Raw genomic sequence first — 20,347 nt, 5'->3', positions numbered from 1 at the left:
GCGAGAGTAGGGAACTGCCAGGCATTAATTAAGTGAAGAGGCCATCCTGAGGGATGGCCTTTTTGCGTTCATGCGCCCGGCATATATGCGCTGTTCTGCCGGATGACTATTCCCTCCGTATACTCCTAAATCGTTTTCCTGCTAACTAAAATATCGATCTCTGTCACAAAATAAATAATAACAATTATATAACATTTCATTCACTAAAAAAGACAGTGAAAAGCACCGACGAGCTCGGGTGGATCTTTGGCGGGAGTATATTTCTAATGACTGAAAGCAGTGTAACTGTAAACGGGTCGCTGGCAAGCAGTGACACCCGTCGTCGCGTATGGGCAATTGTGGGGGCATCATCAGGGAATCTGGTCGAGTGGTTTGATTTCTATGTCTATTCCTTCTGCTCTCTCTACTTTGCGCACATCTTTTTTCCTTCGGGAAATACCACCACTCAGCTTTTACAGACCGCCGGAGTTTTCGCCGCAGGCTTCCTGATGCGTCCCATTGGCGGCTGGCTTTTTGGTCGGATTGCCGATAAGCATGGTCGTAAGAAATCAATGCTTCTCTCTGTTTGCATGATGTGTATGGGCTCGTTAGTCATTGCCTGCCTGCCGGGGTATGCCACGATCGGCACCTGGGCTCCGGCTCTTCTGCTGTTGGCTCGTCTGTTTCAGGGGCTGTCTGTTGGAGGAGAATACGGAACCAGTGCGACCTATATGAGTGAGGTAGCTGTTGAAGGCCGCAAAGGTTTTTACGCATCGTTCCAGTATGTCACTCTGATCGGTGGTCAGTTACTGGCACTGCTGGTTGTGGTTATCTTGCAGCAAACGCTGGAGGAATCTTCCCTCAGAGAATGGGGATGGCGTATTCCTTTTGCATTGGGCGCCGTACTGGCCGTTGTCGCGCTTTGGTTGCGTCGACAGTTGGATGAAACCTCAAAACAAGAAACCCGCGCGCTGAAAGAGGCTGGATCGCTCAAAGGACTATGGCGTAACCGTAAAGCGTTTATTATGGTACTGGGATTTACCGCTGCGGGTTCGCTGTGTTTCTATACCTTCACAACCTATATGCAGAAGTATCTGGTGAATACCGCCGGTATGCATGCCAATGTCGCCAGCGGAATCATGACGGCGGCGCTGTTTGTCTACATGCTAATTCAACCCCTGTTTGGCGCTCTCTCAGATAAAATCGGCCGACGGACATCAATGCTCTGCTTTGGCGCTCTGGCTGCGCTATTCACCGTACCTATTCTGTCAGCATTACAGAATGTCACGTCACCTTACGCAGCCTTTGGGTTGGTGATGTGCGCCCTGTTGATCGTGAGTTTCTACACCTCAATCAGTGGGATCCTGAAGGCAGAAATGTTTCCTGCCCAGGTGCGGGCATTGGGGGTAGGGCTTTCTTATGCGGTGGCGAATGCGCTGTTCGGCGGCTCTGCGGAATATGTTGCGCTGTCTCTGAAGTCCGTTGGTATGGAGACATCATTCTTCTGGTATGTGACCATTATGGCTATCGTGGCATTTCTGGTGTCGCTGATGCTGCACCGCAAGGGAAAAGGGTTACGTCTCTAGTTCCGCGCCATTTGCCAGACGGCGTAACCCGTGGTTGCGCCTGCGACATCCCAGGCGAAATCTTTCCAGCTCCAGCCGCTCCCTCCGGGGCGGCTGTCCCACATCTCTTTTGACGCACCGAGACTAATGGAGAACAGCAGCCCAACGGTTGCACTGCGATCGTGGCTCATTCCCTGATGCCGGGCATACTCATTCCCGGCGGCGGAAAGCATGGCTGATGCAATGAAGTGTTGCGCTTTATCCTGCCCGCTCCAGTTGTCATTGGACATATGGCTACAGCCTGAGAGCAACAACATGCCAAAAAGTATAAGGAAACGCACCGTGACCCTCACAGGAAAAACCCCGTCGCAGGGACGGGGCTTTTTGATTTACAGAATACGGCTGATTAATCTGTCGATTCGAATACGACGGAGTCTGCGGATGAGTTTACGGACTTTAACCGGATAGTCAGCGATGCTTTGTAGATCGCGGTAATGCTTAACAACCGTGGTGTGAGTGCGGATAAGCTCCAGCTCTTTCTCTCTCTGGGGAGCAAGTTCCTGTTTTGGATCGTGAATCAGAATTGCGTTTTCCAGATCCAGACGCCATGCTCGCGGGTTAAGGTTGTTCCCGGTGAGCAGCATCCACTTATCATCAACCCACATTCCTTTCAGGTGATAAGTATTGTCGTCATCTTTCCACAAACGCACTACGAGCTGATCGGTATTGACGTAATACTGCAAGCGGCTGAGGAAGCGACGCAGGTTAATCTCGTAGAGATAGGGAAGCGCGCCGATGATTTTAAACGGTTCATCCTCAGGGATATAAAAGTCGTTGGCGGTTTTATCACCCACGATAATCTCAACCTTTTTCCCTTCGCGCAGCAGTTGGATGATGTTACGAACCAACAGCGCAGGCAAGTTGAAATAAGGTGTGCAAATTGTGAGCTTATGCTCTGCACAGGGCATAAGATGGAAAATGGTCTTGTTCAGCAGGCTCGATTTTCCCAGCCCAACCAGTGGCGTAACGGAAAGTTGCTCGTTGTCGGCATCGCCCTGGAAATGGTATGACGCATCGCGCAATTCCTGGCGATACAAACGAATGTCGTTTTTAATCTCCGGGCTTTTCGGACGCTGGGCACTGTCCAGGCGATTTACGCCGCGACCGTTAAGCAGATTCTGCGTGACCCACTCATACATGATGTCGGCCATCTTTGCATTACGAATCAACTGGTAACGATCATAACGATATTTATCATGCTGATGCAGATAGACGTCGTTCAGGCTGGCGCCGCTGTAAAGGACGCTATCATCAATGATAAAGCCTTTAAAATGCAGTACGCCAAGCGCTTCACGCGTGTTAATCGGCACGCCGTAGACAGGAATATCGATGCCTGGGTTTTCTTGCGCCATTCGGCAATACCAGTCAGCGTTAGTATTGGACGCGGCTGCGCCAATACGTCCACGCTGAGCGCGATGCCAGTCGACAAGTACCCGAACATCCAGCTCAGGACGCTGCCGTTTAGCCTCATAGAGCGCGTCGAGTATGCCCTTGCCGCCGTCATCCTGTTCAAGATACAGGGCAATAATGCAAATACGCTGCGTCGCGCTGGCTATCTTCTCCAGCAGAGTCTCCCTGAAATTAGCGGGAGCATAAAAGAAATCTACATCATCAACTGGCTGAGAGATCTTAGGTAGTTGGGCAAGGTGTTGTTGATGTTTATTACGCTTAAATTTTGACAACATCACAGTGCATTTCTTCTCTGTTCATTGAAGGGTCCTCTGTGCTATGCAGACGACATAAGCGAGCAATGATAACACCAGTACCCGTTAAAGTGGTCAACATTTCCAGTACCTTACTCACGATTCCTCGTATTGGGCCAGATTCAGCGTCAGCCCAACAATCCCCTCTTCGAGCTGGATATCAACATCAAACCCGAGCTTTCGGGCCAGTGCCACCATGCCGCGATTGTTTGGCATCGTAATGCCATTCAGGCGTCTCAGTCCGTGATCTCGGGTATAAGCAATCAATTTTTCCATTAATCGCCGGCCTAATCCTAACCCTTTGAGATCTGAGCGAACCAGCACGGCAAATTCCGCATCAATGTTATCCGGGTCGGAGATAGCGCGCGTTACCCCGAGGATTTCTTCAGTTTGATCAATACGGCGCACGGCAACAAATGCCATTTCCCGATCGTAGTCGATCTGCGTCATGTTGGCTAAATCTTCATGAGTAAATTCATTGATCTCGCTAAAATAACGGTAATACAAATCCTCTTTTGTTACCTGAGAAATGAACTGCTGTAGATAAGGCTCATCTTCCGGCAGGATAGGGCGAAACAGGCAACGTTCGCCATTTTTCATCTCAACCCACTCTTCAAGCTGCTGCGGATAGGGGCGAATAGCGAGTCGGCTCTCGTTGTCGCCATCATAAGGGGCGATATCCAGCGTGACGTCCAGCGCGGTAAACTCGCCAGCAGAAGCCAGCAGGGGATGGATATCCAGACGCTGAATTTCCGGGCAATCGACAATCAGGTTCGAGACCTGTACCAGCAGCTGGCTTAACCCTGTGATATCCAGCGGGCGTAGCGCGCTCCGGCCACGAATTTTTTTACTTTTGATTCCCTGAATAACCAAATAGCGCGCCAGATTCATGTTTAACGGCGGCAGCGCGACGACGGCCTGCTCTTCGGGTCGCCACTCTACGCCGCCTTCGCCAAGCATAATCAGCGGCCCAAAGACCGGGTCGTGTTCGACGACGACGCGAAGTTCCTGCGCGCCGGCACGGTTCGCCATACTCTGGACTAACAGACCGTGAATGCGCGCCTGAGGCCAGGCCATTTTTACACGATCGAAAATGGCATTCGCGGCTTGCTGAACTTCCGTTGCCGTGCGCAGATAGAGCATTACCCCCTGAACTTCCGATTTATGCGGAATATCCGGCGAACGCAGTTTTAACGCTACCGGGTAGCCAATTTGCTCGGCGATATGCACTGCTTCCGCGCTGTCGCCAGCAATCCAGGTGGGAAGCGTGTGTAACCCATACGCCTGCAGGATGGGCTGAACTTCATGGGTATCCAGCGACGTTGCACCCTCTGCAATCGCCTGCTGTAACAGGTTATGCGCTTGAGCCGTGTCTGAGGTCAGGTTGCCCGGCAACACCGGGGTTTCCCGTAATTGCTTCTGGTTACGCCGGTATTCCACCATGTGCATAAAGGCAGTGATGGTGCCTTCCGGTGTTCGATAGGTAGGTAATCCCGCTTCACTGAACATTTTGCGGGCTTCCTGAGAGGAAAACTCGCCGCACCAGTTGGTGAGTAAGGTGACGAATTTCCCTCTGGGATGATGTTTTACCGCTTCAATGAGCGCGTGTGCGCTCTCGGTACCTGGTGCGGCGGCGCTGGGTGAGTGGATCACCATCAGCGCATCAAAATCCTGGCTGGCGAGTAAGATATTCAGCGTTTTGACGTAGTGTTCACAGCTGGCATCATCACGCAAATCCAGCGGGTTGGCGATATCGACGTGAGCAGGTAGTGCTTCGCTTAGCTTAAGTCGGGTCTCTTCGCTCAGGGTGGCGAGCTTGCCGTTGCGCGACCACAGCTCATCCAGCGCCAGCGCGGCGGGCGCAGCGCCATTGCTGATGATCATCAACCTGTCGCCACGTAATGGCCGCATATGGCTCAGCGTTTCGACCGCCGAGAAGAGTTCGTGAGTATCCTGCACGCGTAAAAGCCCCGCACGCTGGATGGCGGCATCCCATGCCGGGTCCATGCCGACACTGGTATTTAACAAACGTTGCGCCGCCGGGCTGCGACCGCTTTTAATCACCAGAATGGGTTTATTTCGCGATGCGCTACGGGCGGCGGAGACAAAGCGTCGCGCGTCGCTCAGATGTTCGAGATAGAGCAAAATGGCGCTGGTTTTACTGTCGCGCGCCAGATAATCCAGCAGTTCATCAACATCAATGTCCAGACTGTCGCCAAGCGCGATAAAATAAGAAAAGCCCATCTCCCGTTGTTGCGCCCAGTCGAGAATCGTATTGGAGACGGCGGCGGATTGCGAAATAAACGCGAGTTTTCCACGTTTGATCGGAACCGGAGAGAAACTGGCGTTAAGCCCTTGCCAGGGGGCGAGTAAACCCAGGCTGTTTGGGCCGAGTAGTCGCATTTTATAGCGTTGGGCACATGCCAGAAGTTCAGCGTGCTGCGCTGCGGGCGCCGACAAAATAATGCAGGTTTTACAGCCTTTTTCCCCCAGCGCCTCCAGCAACGCGATATTACGGCTGGCGTTGGTGCACAGAACGGCGAGATCCGGTGTAAAAGGCAAACTGGCGACGTCGGGCCAGGCCAGGACGCCTAAGACGGCTTTCCATGCGGGCGTTACAGGTAATACCGGGCCATTAAAGCCTCCTGCCAGCAGGTTACGCATCATCAGGTAACCTGCGCGATTGGGCTTCATCGACGCCCCTAGCACCGCTATCGATTTTGGTCGCAGTAGTGCTTCCAGTCCTCTCTGACTCATGCCGGTCTCCCTTACGCAGAAGTGACCGAATGATTTTAAACGCTTTCTGCTGTTTCTGTTGTGACGCTTCCCTGATGTTGCGTTTTTCCTGCCAGATAGCGCGTTTTAAAGCGTGAGAAGTGATCGCCTAAATGGGTTGCCGCAGCCGTGTCGCCCGCCAGATCCAGCAACGCTATTGCCACTTCGGCAGTGCAATACTGCCCTTCGGCATGAATTTCTCGCAGGTGATAGGCGGAAAGACGCGATAAATCAACGGAAATAACCGGCAGGTTATCGAGATAAGGGCTTTTACGGAACATTTTGCGCGCTTCCGGCCAGGTGCCGTCGAGCATGATAAACAGCGGCGGTTTTCCGGCTGGTGGCGTGAAAATGACCTCGCGTTCTTCCCCGGCATAGGAGGCGGGGAATACGACCATCGGCTGATAATTCGGGTTGTTAACCAGATCGAGCAGCGCCTGCGGCGGTTCGGTACGTGACCATTGAAAGGCCGTTGTTTCCGGCAGAATATCGGCAATCAGACGCCCCGTATTGCTGGGTTTCATTGGCTCGGTATCAAACATCACCAGACAAAAACGGCTTGTCGCCTGAGAAGGTGAGAGGGTATCACACAGGCAGAGTTTCAACGGGAGCAGACAGCGCTGACAGCGACGAATGCGGTTTCCTCTGGCAAGAAAAGGACGCGTGGCGCGTGCGAGGCGTTCGGCGCGTAACTGGAGAACAGCGTTATCAGTCATGGAAGAATACAGTGAAAAACGCTATTGTCGCAGAGGTGAAAACGGGGCACAAGATGTGCCCCGTGGAGATTACAGCGATTCGTTCAGCCAGCTGTCAAATGGTGCTTTAGGAACTGCGCCATTTAACATGTCGATGACTTCGCCGTTCTTAAAGATCATGATGGTCGGGATGCTGCGGATACCGAAACGGGCGCTGAGTTCACGTTCCGCTTCTGTGTTAACTTTCACAAAACGCACCTTACCGCTGCGCTCTTCCGCGACATCTTCAAAAATCGGGGCAAAGTTACGGCATGGGCCGCACCACGGCGCCCAGAAATCGACCACCACAGGGAGATCGTCTTTCAGCAGCTTATCCAGCGTTTCACCGGTCGCATTAATCACCTCTCCATCGAACAGGTCGTGACCACAGCGTCCACATTTTGCCGCATCCTGAATACGATCATCGGGAATGCGGTTGATTGCCTGGCAACTGGTACAAACGGTATTCATAACTAACCTCTGGATGAGTAGGGTAGACTTTTCCGGCAATCACGCCGATATGTTTCCAATATGTTACATATTATCGATGAGAGTGTTTTAAACAACAATGTGTTTTATTCAATGAGTACAATAGTCATTAGCTTTTAAATGAAATAATGGCTAACCGGGTGCACATCGGGTAATCTTCGCGCTTCGCGCAGCGCTGGTGGAGAAAAGCATGAACGATGAATTAAAGAACAAAAGCGGCAAGGTCAAAGTGATGTATGTCCGCAGTGATGATGACTCTGATAAACGCACCCATAACCCGCGTACCGGGAAAGGGGGAGGTCGTCCAGGAAAGTCTCGTACTGACGGTGGCCGTCGCCCCGCCCGCGATGCTCGTGATGAAAGAAGCGGTCAGATTCGCGATCGTAAGCGTGAAGACTCACCGTGGCGTACCGTTTCCCGTGCGCCAGGCGATGACACGCCTGAGAAAGCCGATCACGGTGGAATCAGCGGTAAAAGTTTTATCGATCCTGAAGTTTTACGTCGTCAGCGTGCGGAAGAGACCCGTGTCTACGGCGAAAATGCCTGTCAGGCCTTGTTCCAGAGTCGCCCGGATGCGATTGTTCGCGCATGGTTCATTCAGAGCGTGACCCCTCGCTTTAAAGAAGCGTTACGCTGGATGGCGGCTAACCGCAAAGCGTACCACGTTGTGGATGAAGCTGAACTGGCGAAAGCCTCTGGAACTGAGCACCACGGCGGCGTTTGTTTCCTGATTAAAAAGCGTAACGGTACGACCGTTAAGCAGTGGGTAAGCCAGGCGGACGCGCAGGATTGCGTGCTGGCGCTGGAAGATGTGGCTAACCCGCACAACCTTGGCGGCATGATGCGTAGCTGTGCGCACTTTGGCGTAAAAGGTGTGGTGGTACAGGACGCGGCGCTTCTTGAATCCGGTGCGGCGATCCGTACGGCGGAAGGCGGCGCGGAGCATGTTCAGCCGATCACGGGCGACAGCATTGTGGATGTGCTGGATGATTTCCGTCAGGCGGGTTATACGATCGTCACCACATCCAGCGATCAGGGCAAGCCGTTGTTTAGTACGGCGCTGCCAGCGAAAATGGTGCTGGTGTTAGGGCGTGAGCTGGAGTCCCTGCCGGAAGCCGCGCGTGAACCTGGCGATCTGTGCGTGAAAATTGATGGCACCGGAAATGTTGAAAACCTCAACGTCTCTGTCGCAACCGGCGTATTGCTGGGCGAATGGTGGCGTCAGAATAAAGCATAATCAGGTGTAAGTGCCTGATGGCGCTGCGCTTATCAGGCCTACGGCAATGATTCGTAGGCCGGGTACTCGGCGTAAACGCCTGATGGCGCTGCGCTTATCCGGGCCTGCGGTAATGATTCGTAGGCCGGGTAAGGCGAAGCCGCCACCCGGCGCAAAGCAAAAACTTATTCGCTCTCTGCCGGTAATACCGGCATCCAGTCAATCGGCTTCTCGCCGTGCTGCTCCAGCCACTGATTCGCCAATACAAAATGGTTACAGCCAAAGAATCCCCGATGTGCCGACAACGGCGATGGATGCGGCGCTCTCAACACGTAATGGCGCTGGCGATCGATAATCGCCCCTTTCTTTTGTGCGTGTGAACCCCAGAGTAAAAAGACGACCCCTTCACGATGTTCGTTAACAAGGCTGATCACTTTGTCTGTAAAGGTTTCCCATCCCAGACTGGCGTGAGAATGCGCCTGGCCTGCGCGGACGGTCAGCACGGTATTTAATAACAATACCCCCTGACGCGCCCAGCTCTCCAGATACCCATGAGCCGGGCGGGTAAAGCCCGGTATGGACGTTTCCAGTTCTTTATACATGTTCAGCAGAGAAGGCGGTGTGGCAATACCCGGACGAACAGAAAACGCCAGACCATGCGCCTGCCCAGGGCCGTGATAAGGGTCTTGCCCCAGAATCACCACTTTGACATCACCGAGTTCAGTGAAGCGAAACGCGTTAAATACATCCTTCTGTGGAGGATAGACTGTCATTCCTGACTGACGTTCGCCCGCAACGGTATGGAGTGTGTTAACAAAATAGGGCTGCTGCTTCTCATCTGCCAGCACATCGTGCCAGGTTAAATCGGTGGCCATCTCGCTCTCCTGCGAATTTTTCAATCTGCATAGCTTAACTGCTTCTTTCTATGGTGCAAAATCGCGTGCGTCACAAACCCGGCTACCCCTTAAAGATAGTTGAAAATTTATGTAAAAAGTTTATGTGTGGATATGGTGTAAGTTGATGTAAAACAATAAATTCCATGCAACACCCTCTTTGTGGTGTGGTTTTTGTTGATTTAAATCAAAGAATCAAGGGTGTGTGAGGGGTATATATACACTCAAGCAACAATGGTTTTACCAATTGGCCGCGAACAGGCCGATCATAATCAAACACTTTTGCCGGGGAGGCATCACATGATTACAGGTATCCAGATTACTAAAGCCGCTAACGACGACCTGCTGAATTCTTTCTGGTTGCTGGACAGCGAAAAAGGCGAAGCACGTTGCATCGCAGCGAAAGCCGGTTTTGCCGAAGATGAAGTGGTTGCAGTGAACAAACTGGGTGAAATCGAATACCGTGAAATTCCGATGGAAGTAAAACCGGAAGTTCGCGTTGAAGGCGGTCAGCACCTGAACGTTAACGTTCTGCGTCGCGAAACGCTGGAAGATGCCGTTAAGCACCCGGAAAAATATCCGCAGCTGACCATCCGTGTTTCTGGCTATGCCGTGCGTTTTAACTCCCTGACGCCGGAACAGCAGCGCGACGTTATCGCTCGTACCTTTACTGAAAGCCTGTAAGGCTGACTGATAACATAAAAACGCCGGGTTAGCCCCGGCGTTTTTTTTACTCTTCGTTGGACTGCTTCTGCGCGTCCGTACCCGTACCAGCAGGCTTGCGGCGTTTACCAATGTTTTTGGTATCACGGTGACGTTTCTTCACGCGCGGCTTCTCTTTTTCTTGTTTTTTCTTCTCAGCACGTTTAGCCAGCACTTTCTTGGATGGCTTGCCGGTCAGTTTTTCGCTTGGCGCACGAGTGGTTGGACGCAATTCATCAATGACGCGCGCTTTCAGCGTCTCTTCAATATAGCGACCCACTTTTCCCAGCAGCAGATGGTCATGCGCTTCTACCAGGGAAATCGCTGTTCCTTTACGCCCTGCACGTCCGGTACGGCCGATACGGTGCAGATAGGTATCGCTGCTGCGTGGCATATCGAAGTTAAAAACATGGCTTACATCAGGGATATCAATCCCGCGAGCGGCGACGTCGGTTGCGATCAGCACGTTCACGCGGCCATCGGTCAGACGTTTGATCGCTTCGTTACGCTTACCCTGTACCATCTCGCCTTCGAGATAGCAGTTATTGATGCCTGCTTCGCGCAGCCAGCCTGCCAGCTCATGTACACGCTCACGTTTACGCACGAAGACGATAGAACGGGTGGCTTCAGGTTGTTTTAACAGGTGTACCAGCAAAGCGGTTTTGTGCTGAATGTCATCGGCACGGTAGTACCATTGATGAATCTTTTTGCGTTCGCGGGTAGACGGGGTCGCTGAGACCTCGACCGGATCTTCCAGCAGACGTTCAGCAAAATCGTTAATCGCGCCGCCTTCCAGCGTAGCGGAGAACAGCATGGTCTGTTTGCGCCAGCGGGTTTCACCTGCGATATGCTCGATATCCTGGGCGAAGCCCATGTCCAGCATACGGTCGGCTTCATCAAGAATCAGCGTTTCAACCGCGCGGCAGTCAAAGTTTTCTTCTTTAATATATTGCAGCAGGCGACCCGTGGTGGCGACCACAATATCCTGGTTCTCGCTGAACACCTCGGCATGGTTCATATAAGCCACGCCGCCGGTGATTGTCGCAATATCCAGATGGGTGTGTTTCGCCAGTTCACGGGCGTGATCGGCAACCTGCATCGCCAGTTCGCGGGTCGGCGTAAGGATCAGAATACGCGGCGGACCGGATTTTTTACGCGGGAAGTCGAGCAGGTGCTGCAACGCTGGCAGCAGGTATGCCGCCGTTTTACCGGTGCCTGTCGGCGCAGAACCGAGTACATCACGCCCATCGAGCGCAGGCGGAATGGCGGCAGCCTGAATGGCGGTCGGGCGAGTAAAACCTTTATCCTGGAGGGCATCCAGCAGGCTTTCATCGAGTTCAAGTTCGGAAAAAGTCGTTACAGTCATGTTCTACCTCTGTGTGGGGCGCTGATTATAGACGTTACGGCTGCAATCTTCATCTGTTTGTATGGATATCGCTTCTCAGGTATTGTTTTCACCCTACGCTATTGCCGTTTTTCCAGGAAGGTTGTTCTTTCATGTCCCAGTCTACATCCACACTTCGTCGTAATGGATTTACCTTTAAGCAGTTTTTTGTGGCGCACGATCGCTGCGCGATGAAAGTCGGTACTGATGGTATTTTATTGGGAGCATGGGCACCAGTCGCAGGCGTAACGCGGATCCTCGATATTGGTACCGGCAGCGGTCTGCTGGCGCTGATGTTGGCGCAGCGTACCGACGAAAGCGTCACCATTGATGCCGTTGAACTGGACAGCGAAGCGGCGACGCAGGCGCAGGAGAATATCGCCCACTCACCGTGGCCGCAGCGGATAACGGTGCATACGGAAGATGTCCGGCAGTGGGTGCCGCGCCAGACCGCGCGCTTTGATCTTATCATCAGTAACCCGCCTTATTATGAACAAGGGGTGGAATGCGCAACGCCGCAGCGAGAGCAGGCGCGTTATACCACCACGCTCGATCACGAAGCGTTACTTACCACTGCGGCTGACTGTATTACGGAAGAGGGATTTTTCTGCGTGGTGCTGCCGGAACAGACTGGCAACATCTTCACGCAGCAGGCGTTAAGCATGGGCTGGCATTTGCGTTTACGTACCGACGTAGCCGAAACGGAGTCGCGATTGCCTCATCGGGTACTGTTGGCATTTTCCCCGCGAACGGGGGAATGCTTTAGCGATCGCCTGGTGATTCGTGGGCCAGACCAGCTTTACTCTGAAGGGTACACGGCGCTGACCCAGGCGTTTTATTTGTTCATGTAAGCGTTGAGCGGCGAAAGCACCGACGGGCCGGATTCCGGCAGCAATGCGGGGTAATCCAGCGTATAGTGCAGGCCACGGCTCTCTTTACGCATCATCGCGCAGCGCACAATCAGTTCCGCGACCTGCACCAGGTTGCGCAGCTCCAGCAGATTATTCGATACGCGGAAGTTAGCGTAATATTCGTCGATTTCCTGTTGCAGCATCGTAATGCGTCGCAGGGCGCGCTCCAGACGTTTGGTGGTGCGCACAATGCCGACATAGTCCCACATAAACAGACGTAGCTCATGCCAGTTATGCTGGATCACGACCAGCTCATCCGGGTTTTCAACGCGACTTTCATCCCAGGCCGGAAGCGTGCTAACGCTACGGGCATACGGCATACGTCTGTCGATATCCTCTGCCGCTGACCAGCCATACACCAGACACTCCAACAGAGAATTGGACGCCATGCGATTCGCGCCGTGCAGGCCGGTATAGCTTACTTCGCCAATGGCATACAGACCGTCCACATCGGTTCGTCCAAAATCGTCGACCATCACGCCGCCGCAGGTGTAGTGGGCGGCAGGTACGACCGGCACCGGCTCTTTAGTCAGATCGATTCCCAACCCCAGCAATTTTTCATAAATCATTGGGAAGTGTTGACGGACAAATGCTTCCGGTTTATGGCTGATGTCGAGGAACATGCAGTCTGCGCCGAGACGCTTCATTTCGTGGTCAATGGCGCGAGCGACGATATCGCGCGGAGCCAGTTCGCCACGCTCATCAAAATCAGGCATAAAGCGCGTGCCGTCCGGGCGCTTGAGATGCGCCCCTTCGCCACGCAGCGCTTCCGTCAGCAGAAAGTTTCGTGCCTGAGGATGATACAGCGCGGTAGGGTGGAACTGATTAAATTCAAGATTCGCGACGCGGCACCCGGCGCGCCAGGCCATCGCGATACCGTCGCCGGAAGAGATATCCGGGTTGGTGGTGTACTGATACACTTTCGATGCCCCGCCTGTCGCCAGAACGACTGACTTCGCGTGGCATGTTTCGACCGACTCTTTATTCCGATTCCAGATCCAGGCGCCGACGACGCGGCGTGTTCCTGGCAGGCCGATTTTATCGGAGATGATCAGATCGACGGCGTTACTCCGCTCCAGTACGCGAATATTCGGATGGTTCTGCGCCTTGCTGACCAGGGTAGTTTCCACTTCTTTGCCGGTGGCGTCAGCCGCATGCAGGATACGGCGATGGCTATGGCCGCCTTCACGGGTCAGATGGTAGCTCTCTTCCCCGTTCGGTTGCACCTGGGTGTCAAATAATACACCCTGATCGATAAGCCACTGTACGCAAGAGCGGGCATTGCTGGCGACAAACTCCACCGCGTGGCGATCGCAAATACCGGCCCCGGCGATCAGTGTATCTTCAACATGCGAATCGATACTGTCCGTCTCGTCGAAAACGGCGGCAATACCGCCCTGAGCATAAAACGTTGAGCCTTCGCTCACCGGGCCTTTACTCAGGACAATCACCTGATGTTTTTCAGCCAGGCGCAGCGCCAGAGAGAGTCCGGCAGCACCGCTGCCAATAATCAGCACGTCACAGGAAAGTTCAGGAGTCGTAGTCATAGCGTTTGTTTAATTTACTAAACAGTGTTTGGGCAGCATAGCACCATACTGCGCGATACAGCACGTTTTATTTTTGAATGTGTTGCAATGGCTAAACATTAAAGGAAAATTCAAGGGGAAGTAAAACAAAGAAAATATTTTGCGAAGCAGGCCGTTAGCGCCAGATTATGTGATGAAATAAAGTGGCTGTTGGGTTACTCTTCAAGCGGCTAAAAGGGCATTTCTATACAGATAGTGCGTTGTTCAGACTCTGTAGACTTATAATGAGAGATAATGATCTGTCTACAACATGACAAACAAAAACAGATGCGTAACGGAACTTTACGAAAAAGAGACACTCTAAGCTGTTGCTTGCTCATAGTGCAGTTTATGGAGTGGCGTTTCGAGAGCGCGTGGAAATTTGGTTTGGGGAGACTTTACCTCGGATGAGCGAGCAGTTAACGGACCAGGTCCTGGTTGAACGGGTCCAGAAGGGAGATCAGAAAGCCTTTAACTTACTGGTAGTGCGCTACCAGCATAAAGTGGCGAGCCTGGTTTCCCGCTATGTACCGTCGGGCGATGTTCCCGATGTGGTGCAAGAGTCATTTATTAAGGCCTATCGCGCGCTGGATTCTTTCCGGGGGGATAGCGCTTTTTATACCTGGTTGTACCGTATTGCCGTCAATACGGCGAAGAATTACCTGGTTGCTCAGGGACGCAGGCCGCCTTCCAGCGATGTTGATGCGATTGACGCAGAAAACTTCGAAAGTGGCGGCGCATTGAAAGAAATTTCGAACCCTGAGAACTTAATGTTGTCAGAAGAGCTGAGACAGATAGTTTTCCGAACTATTGAGTCCCTCCCCGAGGATTTACGCATGGCAATAACCTTGCGGGAGCTGGATGGCCTGAGCTATGAAGAGATAGCCGCTATCATGGATTGTCCGGTGGGTACGGTGCGTTCACGTATCTTCCGTGCGCGGGAAGCTATTGATAATAAAGTTCAACCGCTTATCAGGCGTTGACGATAGCGGGATACTGGAAAAGGTATTAGGCATGCAGAAAGAAAAACTTTCCGCTTTAATGGATGGCGAAACGCTGGACAGTGAGCTGCTGAAAGAACTGGCTCACGACCCGGAAATGCAAAAAACATGGGAGAGTTATCACCTGATCCGCGATTCCATGCGGGGTGATACCGCTGACGTTCTCCATTTCGATATTTCCGCCCGCGTAATGGCCGCCATCGAAAATGAGCCGGTACGCCAGACGGCGCCGCTGATTCCTGAGGCCCAGCCCGCACCGCACCAGTGGCAGAAAATGCCATTCTGGCAGAAAATGCGTCCGTGGGCGGCGCAGCTCACTCAAATGGGTGTGGCTGCATGCGTATCACTTGCAGTTATTGTTGGCGTCCAGCACTATAATGGACAATCTGAAACGTCCCAGCAGCCCGAAACGCCGGTATTCAATACATTACCGATGATGGGCAAAGCCAGTCCGGTGAGCCTGGGAGTACCTTCTGACGCGACGGCTAACGGCGGTCAGCAACAGCAGGTGCAGGAGCAGCGTCGTCGCATTAATGCCATGTTGCAGGATTACGAACTGCAACGCCGACTGCACTCCGAACAGCTTCAGTTTGAGCAGGCGCAAACACAGCAAGCCGCTGTACAGGTGCCAGGAATTCAAACTTTAGGAACGCAATCGCAGTAATGAAGCAACTTTGGTTTGCCATGTCACTTGTGGCGGGTAGCCTGTTCTTCTCTGTTAACGCCTCGGCCAATACTGCGTCCGGGGCGTTATTGCAGCAGATGAATCTGGCCAGCCAGTCACTGAATTACGAGCTGTCATTCGTCAGCATCAATAAACAAGGCGTTGAGTCTCTGCGTTATCGACATGCACGCCTGGACAATCGTCCTCTTGCACAACTGTTGCAAATGGATGGCCCGCGCCGGGAAGTGGTGCAGCGTGGTAACGAAATCAGCTACTTCGAACCCGGGCTCGAACCGTTCACCCTGAACGGCGACTATATTGTCGATTCTCTGCCGTCCCTTATCTATGCCGACTTTAAACGTCTTTCTCCCTGGTATGACTTTATTTCCGTAGGCCGCACCCGCATTGCCGACAGGCTGTGTGAAGTCATTCGTGTTGTCGCGCGCGACGGCACCCGTTACAGCTATATCGTATGGCTGGATACCGAAACAAAGCTGCCGATGCGGGTGGATCTCCTTGACCGGGATGGTGAAACGCTGGAGCAGTTCCGCGTGATTTCCTTCGCCGTGAATCAGGACGTCGGTAATAGCATGCAGATGCTGGCAAAAGCGAATTTGCCGCCATTGCTTTCTGTTCCTGTGGGGGAAAAGGCGAAGTTCAACTGGAGCCCGACGTGGTTGCCGCAAGGGTTTAGCGAAGTCTCCAGCAGCCGACGCCCGCTGCCTACAATGGATAATCTGCCTATCGAGTCACGCCTCTATTCTGACGGCCTATTCAGTTTCTCTGTGAACGTGAATCGTGCGACGCAGAACAGCACCGATCAGATGCTGCGAACCGGGCGCAGAACGGTCAGCACCAGCGTACGTGAAAACGCTGAAATTACGATTGTCGGCGAACTTCCGCCGCAAACCGCGAAACGCATTGCGGACAATATTAAGTTCGGGGCGGCACAATGATTAAAGAGTGGGCGACCGTTGTCTCCTGGCAAAATGGCCAGGCACTGGTGAGCTGCGACGTCAAAGCATCGTGCAGCAGTTGCGCCTCACGGGCCGGATGCGGCAGTCGTGTGCTGAATAAACTCGGGCCGCAAACCACACATACCATTGTGGTGCCAAGTGCCGAACCGCTGGCGCCTGGTCAAAAAGTGGAACTGGGCATTGCCGAAGGCAGCCTGCTGGGGTCAGCAATGCTGGTTTACCTGTCGCCGCTGGTTGGGCTGTTTATCTTCGCGGCGTTGTTCCAGGTACTGTTTGGTTCTGATATTGCCGCGTTGAGCGGCGCGGTGCTGGGCGGCGTCGGGGGTTTTCTGATTGCGCGCGGCTACTCGCGTAAACTGGCTGAACGCGAGGCCTGGCAGCCGGTCATTCTTAACGTTGCTCTTCCTCCTGGTCTGGTTCGCGTTGAAACACCATCTTCCGAAACGAACCCGTGATATTTTTGCCGGATGGCGGCTTCGCCTGATCCGGCCTGGGAACGATAAGCAGACTCTCCAGGCCCGATAAGCTCGTGCTATCGGGCATCATGCTTCCCTTACGACGTTTTACATCAGAAAAGCGATGCCGTTTCCGGTTCCCGCTATCCTTGCTGTATGAACATTTCCTCGCCTCAGTGTTGTAGTGTAGAATGCGGCGTTTCAGTTAAACAGACGTTAAGCTCAGAACAGCGACTTCTAAGAGCCTGCTCAGGCAGGCGTAAGGCACAATAATTACTCTATATGAAGAACATACGTAACTTTTCGATCATTGCTCATATCGACCACGGTAAATCGACGCTGTCTGACCGCATTATCCAGATCTGCGGTGGCCTGTCTGACCGTGAAATGGAAGCGCAGGTTCTCGACTCAATGGATCTTGAGCGTGAGCGCGGTATTACTATCAAAGCGCAAAGCGTGACGCTGGATTACAAAGCGGCTGATGGTGAAACCTATCAACTGAACTTTATCGACACCCCAGGCCACGTTGACTTCTCATATGAAGTTTCCCGCTCACTGGCGGCGTGTGAAGGCGCACTGCTGGTGGTTGACGCCGGGCAGGGCGTCGAAGCGCAAACGCTGGCGAACTGCTATACCGCGATGGAAATGGATCTCGAAGTGGTGCCGGTTCTGAACAAGATTGACCTGCCAGCCGCCGATCCTGAGCGTGTGGCTGAAGAGATCGAAGACATTGTTGGCATTGATGCGACCGATGCCGTTCGCTGCTCGGCAAAAACCGGCGTAGGCGTACAGGATGTGCTGGAACGCCTGGTGCGCGATATCCCGCCGCCGGAAGGCGATCCAGAAGGCCCGCTGCAAGCGCTGATTATCGACTCCTGGTTCGATAACTACCTCGGCGTAGTGTCGCTGGTGCGTATTAAAAACGGCACCATGCGTAAAGGCGACAAAGTCAAAGTGATGAGCACCGGGCAGGTTTATAACGCTGACCGTCTGGGGATCTTCACGCCAAAGCAGATTGACCGTACCGAACTGAAGTGCGGCGAGGTAGGCTGGCTGGTTTGCGCAATTAAAGACATTCATGGCGCCCCGGTTGGCGATACATTAACGCTGGCGCGTAACCCGGCAGAGAAAGCGCTTCCGGGCTTCAAAAAAGTGAAGCCGCAGGTATACGCCGGTCTGTTCCCGGTGAGTTCTGATGACTATGAGAACTTCAGGGATGCGCTCGGCAAGCTGAGCCTGAACGACGCCTCTCTGTTCTACGAGCCGGAAAGTTCAACCGCGCTGGGCTTCGGCTTCCGCTGTGGCTTCCTGGGTCTGCTGCACATGGAGATCATTCAGGAGCGTCTGGAACGTGAATACGATCTGGACCTGATCACCACTGCGCCGACCGTTGTGTACGAAGTGGAAACCACGGCGAAAGAGATTATCTATGTCGATAGCCCGTCCAAGCTGCCGCCGCTGAATAACATCTATGAACTGCGCGAGCCGATTGCCGAGTGTCATATGCTGCTGCCTCAGGCATACCTGGGCAACGTCATTACGCTGTGTGTCGAGAAGCGCGGCGTCCAGACCAACATGGTGTACCACGGTAACCAGGTGGCGCTGACTTATGAAATCCCGATGGCGGAAGTGGTGCTCGATTTCTTCGACCGCCTGAAATCAACGTCTCGTGGCTATGCGTCGCTGGATTATAACTTCAAGCGCTTCCAGGCGTCCGATATGGTGCGCGTCGACGTGCTGATCAACAACGAACGTGTCGATGCGCTGGCGCTGATCACTCACCGTGGTAATTCGCAGAGCCGTGGTCGTGAGCTGGTGGAGAAGATGAAAGAGCTGATCCCTCGTCAGCAGTTCGACATTGCGATTCAGGCGGCGATTGGCACGCATATTATTGCGCGTTCTACCGTGAAGCAGTTGCGTAAAAACGTTCTGGCCAAGTGTTACGGCGGTGATATCAGCCGTAAGAAAAAGCTGCTACAGAAACAGAAAGAAGGTAAGAAGCGAATGAAGCAGATCGGTAACGTCGAACTGCCTCAGGAAGCGTTCCTCGCCATTCTGCATGTCGGTAAAGACAGCAAATAATCCTAAGGAGTTGGCATGGCGAATATGTTTGCCCTGATTCTGGTGATTGCCACACTGGTGACGGGCATTTTATGGTGCGTTGATAAATTTATCTTCGCGCCAAAACGTCGGGAACGTCAGGCAGCGGCACAGGCCGTTACGGGTGATTCACTGGATAAAGCCACGTTGAAAAAAGTGGCGCCTAAGCCGGGCTGGCTGGAAACAGGGGCTTCGGTTTTTCCGGTACTGGCGATTGTGCTGGTGGTGCGTTCATTTATCTATGAACCTTTCCAGATCCCGTCGGGTTCGATGATGCCGACGCTGTTAATCGGTGACTTTATTCTGGTGGAGAAATTCGCCTATGGAATTAAAGATCCGATTTACCAGAAAACGTTGATTGAAACGGGTCATCCGAAACGCGGTGATATCGTGGTCTTTAAATACCCGGAAGATCCGCGCCTGGACTACATTAAACGCGCTGTCGGCCTGCCGGGTGACAAAGTGACGTACGATCCGGTAGCCAAAGAGGTTACTGTACAGCCAGGGTGCCGTTCCGGTCAGGCATGTGAAAACGCGCTGCCGGTGACTTACTCCGACGTTCAGCCCAGCGATTTCGTGCAGACCTTTGCCCGCCGTAATGGGGGAGAAGCCAGCAGTGGGTTCTTCGAAGTGCCATTAAACGAAACGAAAGATAACGGCATTCGTCTGGCGGAGCGCAAAGAGACACTGGGTGACGTAACCCACCGTATTCTGACCGTACCGATCGCACAGGATCAGGCGGGGATGTATTACCGTCAGCCGGGGCAGCAACTGGCGACCTGGATCGTACCGCCAGGACAATACTTCATGATGGGTGATAACCGCGATAACAGCGCGGACAGCCGTTACTGGGGATTTGTACCGGAAGCGAATCTGGTTGGTAAAGCGACCGCGATCTGGATGAGTTTCGACAAACAGGAAGGTGAATGGCCGACCGGCGTACGCTTAAGCCGTATTGGTGGGATCCATTAATTTCTGATAATCGTTCATGTTGTCGTCATTGCGGCGACAACATGAATTATTTATTGGATAAATCTCCGCAGACTAACGACATCCCCTGTCGTTGTGTATAGAATATTCCCCCGAAGTTTTAGGTTGGCGCCGTCAGGTTGCCACGGCACACTAAACAGCGTTGGTTTCCTCAGGTCTGTTTCGTGTGCTGAATTGTTGACGC

At 53.1% G+C, this 20,347-nt stretch carries 19 protein-coding genes; 11 read left to right on the top strand and 8 right to left on the bottom strand.

Features of this window, described 5'->3' with window-relative positions:
• Positions 1–266 precede the first annotated feature (266 nt).
• A complete protein-coding gene (locus tag OGV79_RS20500; RefSeq protein WP_047461905.1) occupies positions 267–1,565 on the top strand; it encodes an MFS transporter in 1,299 nt (432 codons plus the stop codon).
• Here the strand turns inward: OGV79_RS20500 and OGV79_RS20495 are convergent.
• From OGV79_RS20495 to trxC, 5 genes are all read right to left on the bottom strand, one after another.
• Positions 1,562–1,885 carry a YfiM family lipoprotein gene (locus OGV79_RS20495; RefSeq protein WP_286468843.1) on the bottom strand — a complete coding sequence of 108 codons (324 nt, stop codon included), beginning with the start codon at positions 1,883–1,885 and terminating at the stop codon, positions 1,562–1,564. The genes OGV79_RS20500 and OGV79_RS20495 overlap by 4 nt on opposite strands.
• A 48-nt stretch (positions 1,886–1,933) precedes the next feature.
• The gene (gene pssA, locus OGV79_RS20490; RefSeq protein ID WP_012131199.1) at positions 1,934–3,289 is read right to left on the bottom strand and encodes a CDP-diacylglycerol--serine O-phosphatidyltransferase; all 1,356 of its coding nucleotides are present in this window, start codon (positions 3,287–3,289) and stop codon (positions 1,934–1,936) included.
• Positions 3,290–3,403: 114 nt separating this feature from the next.
• Positions 3,404–6,064, bottom strand: coding sequence for a bifunctional acetate--CoA ligase family protein/GNAT family N-acetyltransferase (locus OGV79_RS20480; RefSeq protein WP_047461908.1), 2,661 nt, complete (start codon positions 6,062–6,064; stop codon positions 3,404–3,406).
• 35 nt (positions 6,065–6,099) lie between these two features.
• Positions 6,100–6,798: a tRNA-uridine aminocarboxypropyltransferase gene (tapT, locus tag OGV79_RS20475; RefSeq protein WP_275374671.1), complete on the bottom strand. Its 699-nt coding sequence runs from the start codon at positions 6,796–6,798 to the stop codon at positions 6,100–6,102.
• A gap of 69 nt (positions 6,799–6,867) precedes the next feature.
• Positions 6,868–7,287, bottom strand: coding sequence for a thioredoxin TrxC (gene trxC / locus OGV79_RS20470; RefSeq protein WP_047461913.1), 420 nt, complete (start codon positions 7,285–7,287; stop codon positions 6,868–6,870).
• A 208-nt stretch (positions 7,288–7,495) separates the two neighbouring features.
• On the opposite strand from trxC, the gene OGV79_RS20465 reads away from it, so the two are divergent.
• Entirely contained in the window at positions 7,496–8,542 is a 1,047-nt protein-coding gene (locus OGV79_RS20465; protein WP_012131203.1) for a tRNA/rRNA methyltransferase, read from the top strand.
• A 164-nt stretch (positions 8,543–8,706) separates the two neighbouring features.
• Here the strand turns inward: OGV79_RS20465 and ung are convergent, their stop codons facing one another.
• Complete coding sequence (gene ung, locus OGV79_RS20460) at positions 8,707–9,396, bottom strand: uracil-DNA glycosylase (RefSeq protein ID WP_047461918.1); 690 nt, start codon at positions 9,394–9,396, stop codon at positions 8,707–8,709.
• Positions 9,397–9,714: 318 nt separating this feature from the next.
• Between ung and grcA the strand changes: the two genes are divergently transcribed.
• Complete coding sequence (grcA, locus tag OGV79_RS20455) at positions 9,715–10,098, top strand: autonomous glycyl radical cofactor GrcA (RefSeq protein WP_012131205.1); 384 nt, start codon at positions 9,715–9,717, stop codon at positions 10,096–10,098.
• 46 nt (positions 10,099–10,144) lie between these two features.
• Here grcA and srmB read toward each other — a convergent pair whose 3' ends face one another.
• Positions 10,145–11,482, bottom strand: a complete 1,338-nt coding sequence (srmB, locus tag OGV79_RS20450) for an ATP-dependent RNA helicase SrmB (protein ID WP_012131206.1) — start codon at positions 11,480–11,482, stop codon at positions 10,145–10,147.
• A gap of 131 nt (positions 11,483–11,613) precedes the next feature.
• Here srmB and trmN point away from each other — a divergent pair, with 131 nt between their 5' ends.
• Entirely contained in the window at positions 11,614–12,351 is a 738-nt protein-coding gene (gene trmN / locus OGV79_RS20445; RefSeq protein WP_104868330.1) for a tRNA(1)(Val) (adenine(37)-N(6))-methyltransferase TrmN, read from the top strand.
• Here trmN and nadB read toward each other — a convergent pair.
• On the bottom strand, positions 12,336–13,958 hold the full coding sequence (gene nadB, locus OGV79_RS20440; RefSeq protein ID WP_049009471.1) for an L-aspartate oxidase: 1,623 nt from the start codon (positions 13,956–13,958) through the stop codon (positions 12,336–12,338). The two genes, trmN and nadB, sit on opposite strands and share 16 nt — an antisense overlap.
• Before the next feature lie 273 nt (positions 13,959–14,231).
• Here nadB and rseD point away from each other — a divergent pair, with 273 nt between their 5' ends.
• The 7 genes from rseD to lepB all read left to right on the top strand — a co-directional run bounded on the left by rseD (position 14,232) and on the right by lepB (position 20,145).
• Positions 14,232–14,387 (top strand): rpoE leader peptide RseD, encoded by a 156-nt coding sequence (gene rseD / locus OGV79_RS20435; protein ID WP_123907454.1) that lies wholly within the window; start codon positions 14,232–14,234, stop codon positions 14,385–14,387.
• Positions 14,384–14,959, top strand: coding sequence for an RNA polymerase sigma factor RpoE (gene rpoE / locus OGV79_RS20430; RefSeq protein ID WP_006176728.1), 576 nt, complete (start codon positions 14,384–14,386; stop codon positions 14,957–14,959). The genes rseD and rpoE overlap by 4 nt, the downstream gene beginning before the upstream one ends.
• A gap of 31 nt (positions 14,960–14,990) precedes the next feature.
• A complete protein-coding gene (gene rseA / locus OGV79_RS20425; RefSeq protein ID WP_047461936.1) occupies positions 14,991–15,641 on the top strand; it encodes an anti-sigma-E factor RseA in 651 nt (216 codons plus the stop codon).
• Positions 15,641–16,597: a sigma-E factor regulatory protein RseB gene (rseB, locus tag OGV79_RS20420; protein ID WP_012131210.1), complete on the top strand. Its 957-nt coding sequence runs from the start codon at positions 15,641–15,643 to the stop codon at positions 16,595–16,597. Before rseA ends, rseB begins: the two co-directional genes overlap by 1 nt.
• On the top strand, positions 16,594–17,073 hold the full coding sequence (gene rseC / locus OGV79_RS20415; protein WP_012131211.1) for a SoxR-reducing system protein RseC: 480 nt from the start codon (positions 16,594–16,596) through the stop codon (positions 17,071–17,073). Before rseB ends, rseC begins: the two co-directional genes overlap by 4 nt.
• 282 nt (positions 17,074–17,355) lie before the next feature.
• Positions 17,356–19,155, top strand: coding sequence for a translation elongation factor 4 (lepA, locus tag OGV79_RS20410; protein ID WP_047461945.1), 1,800 nt, complete (start codon positions 17,356–17,358; stop codon positions 19,153–19,155).
• Positions 19,156–19,170: 15 nt separating this feature from the next.
• On the top strand, positions 19,171–20,145 hold the full coding sequence (gene lepB, locus OGV79_RS20405) for a signal peptidase I (RefSeq protein WP_286468842.1): 975 nt from the start codon (positions 19,171–19,173) through the stop codon (positions 20,143–20,145).
• The last annotated feature ends 202 nt before the right edge of the window (positions 20,146–20,347 follow it).

It is taken from the genome of Citrobacter sp. CK185 (assembly GCF_030333565.1).
Taxonomy (GTDB): domain Bacteria; phylum Pseudomonadota; class Gammaproteobacteria; order Enterobacterales; family Enterobacteriaceae; genus Citrobacter_B; species Citrobacter_B koseri.
Note: the sequence above shows the minus strand (reverse complement) of the source record. Positions and strands in the feature narration are given on the sequence as shown.

What these genes read in the sequence shown, in the direction of transcription:
- grcA (WP_012131205.1), top strand. Translation starts at nt 9,715, where the DNA reads ATGATTACAGGTATCCAGATTACTAAAGCCGCTAACGACGACCTGCTG.
- OGV79_RS20465 (WP_012131203.1), top strand. Translation starts at nt 7,496, where the DNA reads ATGAACGATGAATTAAAGAACAAAAGCGGCAAGGTCAAAGTGATGTAT.
- trxC (WP_047461913.1), bottom strand. Translation starts at nt 7,287, where the DNA reads ATGAATACCGTTTGTACCAGTTGCCAGGCAATCAACCGCATTCCCGAT.
- OGV79_RS20480 (WP_047461908.1), bottom strand. Translation starts at nt 6,064, where the DNA reads ATGAGTCAGAGAGGACTGGAAGCACTACTGCGACCAAAATCGATAGCG.
- OGV79_RS20500 (WP_047461905.1), top strand. Translation starts at nt 267, where the DNA reads ATGACTGAAAGCAGTGTAACTGTAAACGGGTCGCTGGCAAGCAGTGAC.
- rpoE (WP_006176728.1), top strand. Translation starts at nt 14,384, where the DNA reads ATGAGCGAGCAGTTAACGGACCAGGTCCTGGTTGAACGGGTCCAGAAG.
- pssA (WP_012131199.1), bottom strand. Translation starts at nt 3,289, where the DNA reads ATGTTGTCAAAATTTAAGCGTAATAAACATCAACAACACCTTGCCCAA.
- srmB (WP_012131206.1), bottom strand. Translation starts at nt 11,482, where the DNA reads ATGACTGTAACGACTTTTTCCGAACTTGAACTCGATGAAAGCCTGCTG.
- rseD (WP_123907454.1), top strand. Translation starts at nt 14,232, where the DNA reads ATGATCTGTCTACAACATGACAAACAAAAACAGATGCGTAACGGAACT.
- tapT (WP_275374671.1), bottom strand. Translation starts at nt 6,798, where the DNA reads ATGACTGATAACGCTGTTCTCCAGTTACGCGCCGAACGCCTCGCACGC.
- rseC (WP_012131211.1), top strand. Translation starts at nt 16,594, where the DNA reads ATGATTAAAGAGTGGGCGACCGTTGTCTCCTGGCAAAATGGCCAGGCA.
- ung (WP_047461918.1), bottom strand. Translation starts at nt 9,396, where the DNA reads ATGGCCACCGATTTAACCTGGCACGATGTGCTGGCAGATGAGAAGCAG.
- lepA (WP_047461945.1), top strand. Translation starts at nt 17,356, where the DNA reads ATGAAGAACATACGTAACTTTTCGATCATTGCTCATATCGACCACGGT.
- rseB (WP_012131210.1), top strand. Translation starts at nt 15,641, where the DNA reads ATGAAGCAACTTTGGTTTGCCATGTCACTTGTGGCGGGTAGCCTGTTC.
- lepB (WP_286468842.1), top strand. Translation starts at nt 19,171, where the DNA reads ATGGCGAATATGTTTGCCCTGATTCTGGTGATTGCCACACTGGTGACG.
- rseA (WP_047461936.1), top strand. Translation starts at nt 14,991, where the DNA reads ATGCAGAAAGAAAAACTTTCCGCTTTAATGGATGGCGAAACGCTGGAC.
- trmN (WP_104868330.1), top strand. Translation starts at nt 11,614, where the DNA reads ATGTCCCAGTCTACATCCACACTTCGTCGTAATGGATTTACCTTTAAG.
- nadB (WP_049009471.1), bottom strand. Translation starts at nt 13,958, where the DNA reads ATGACTACGACTCCTGAACTTTCCTGTGACGTGCTGATTATTGGCAGC.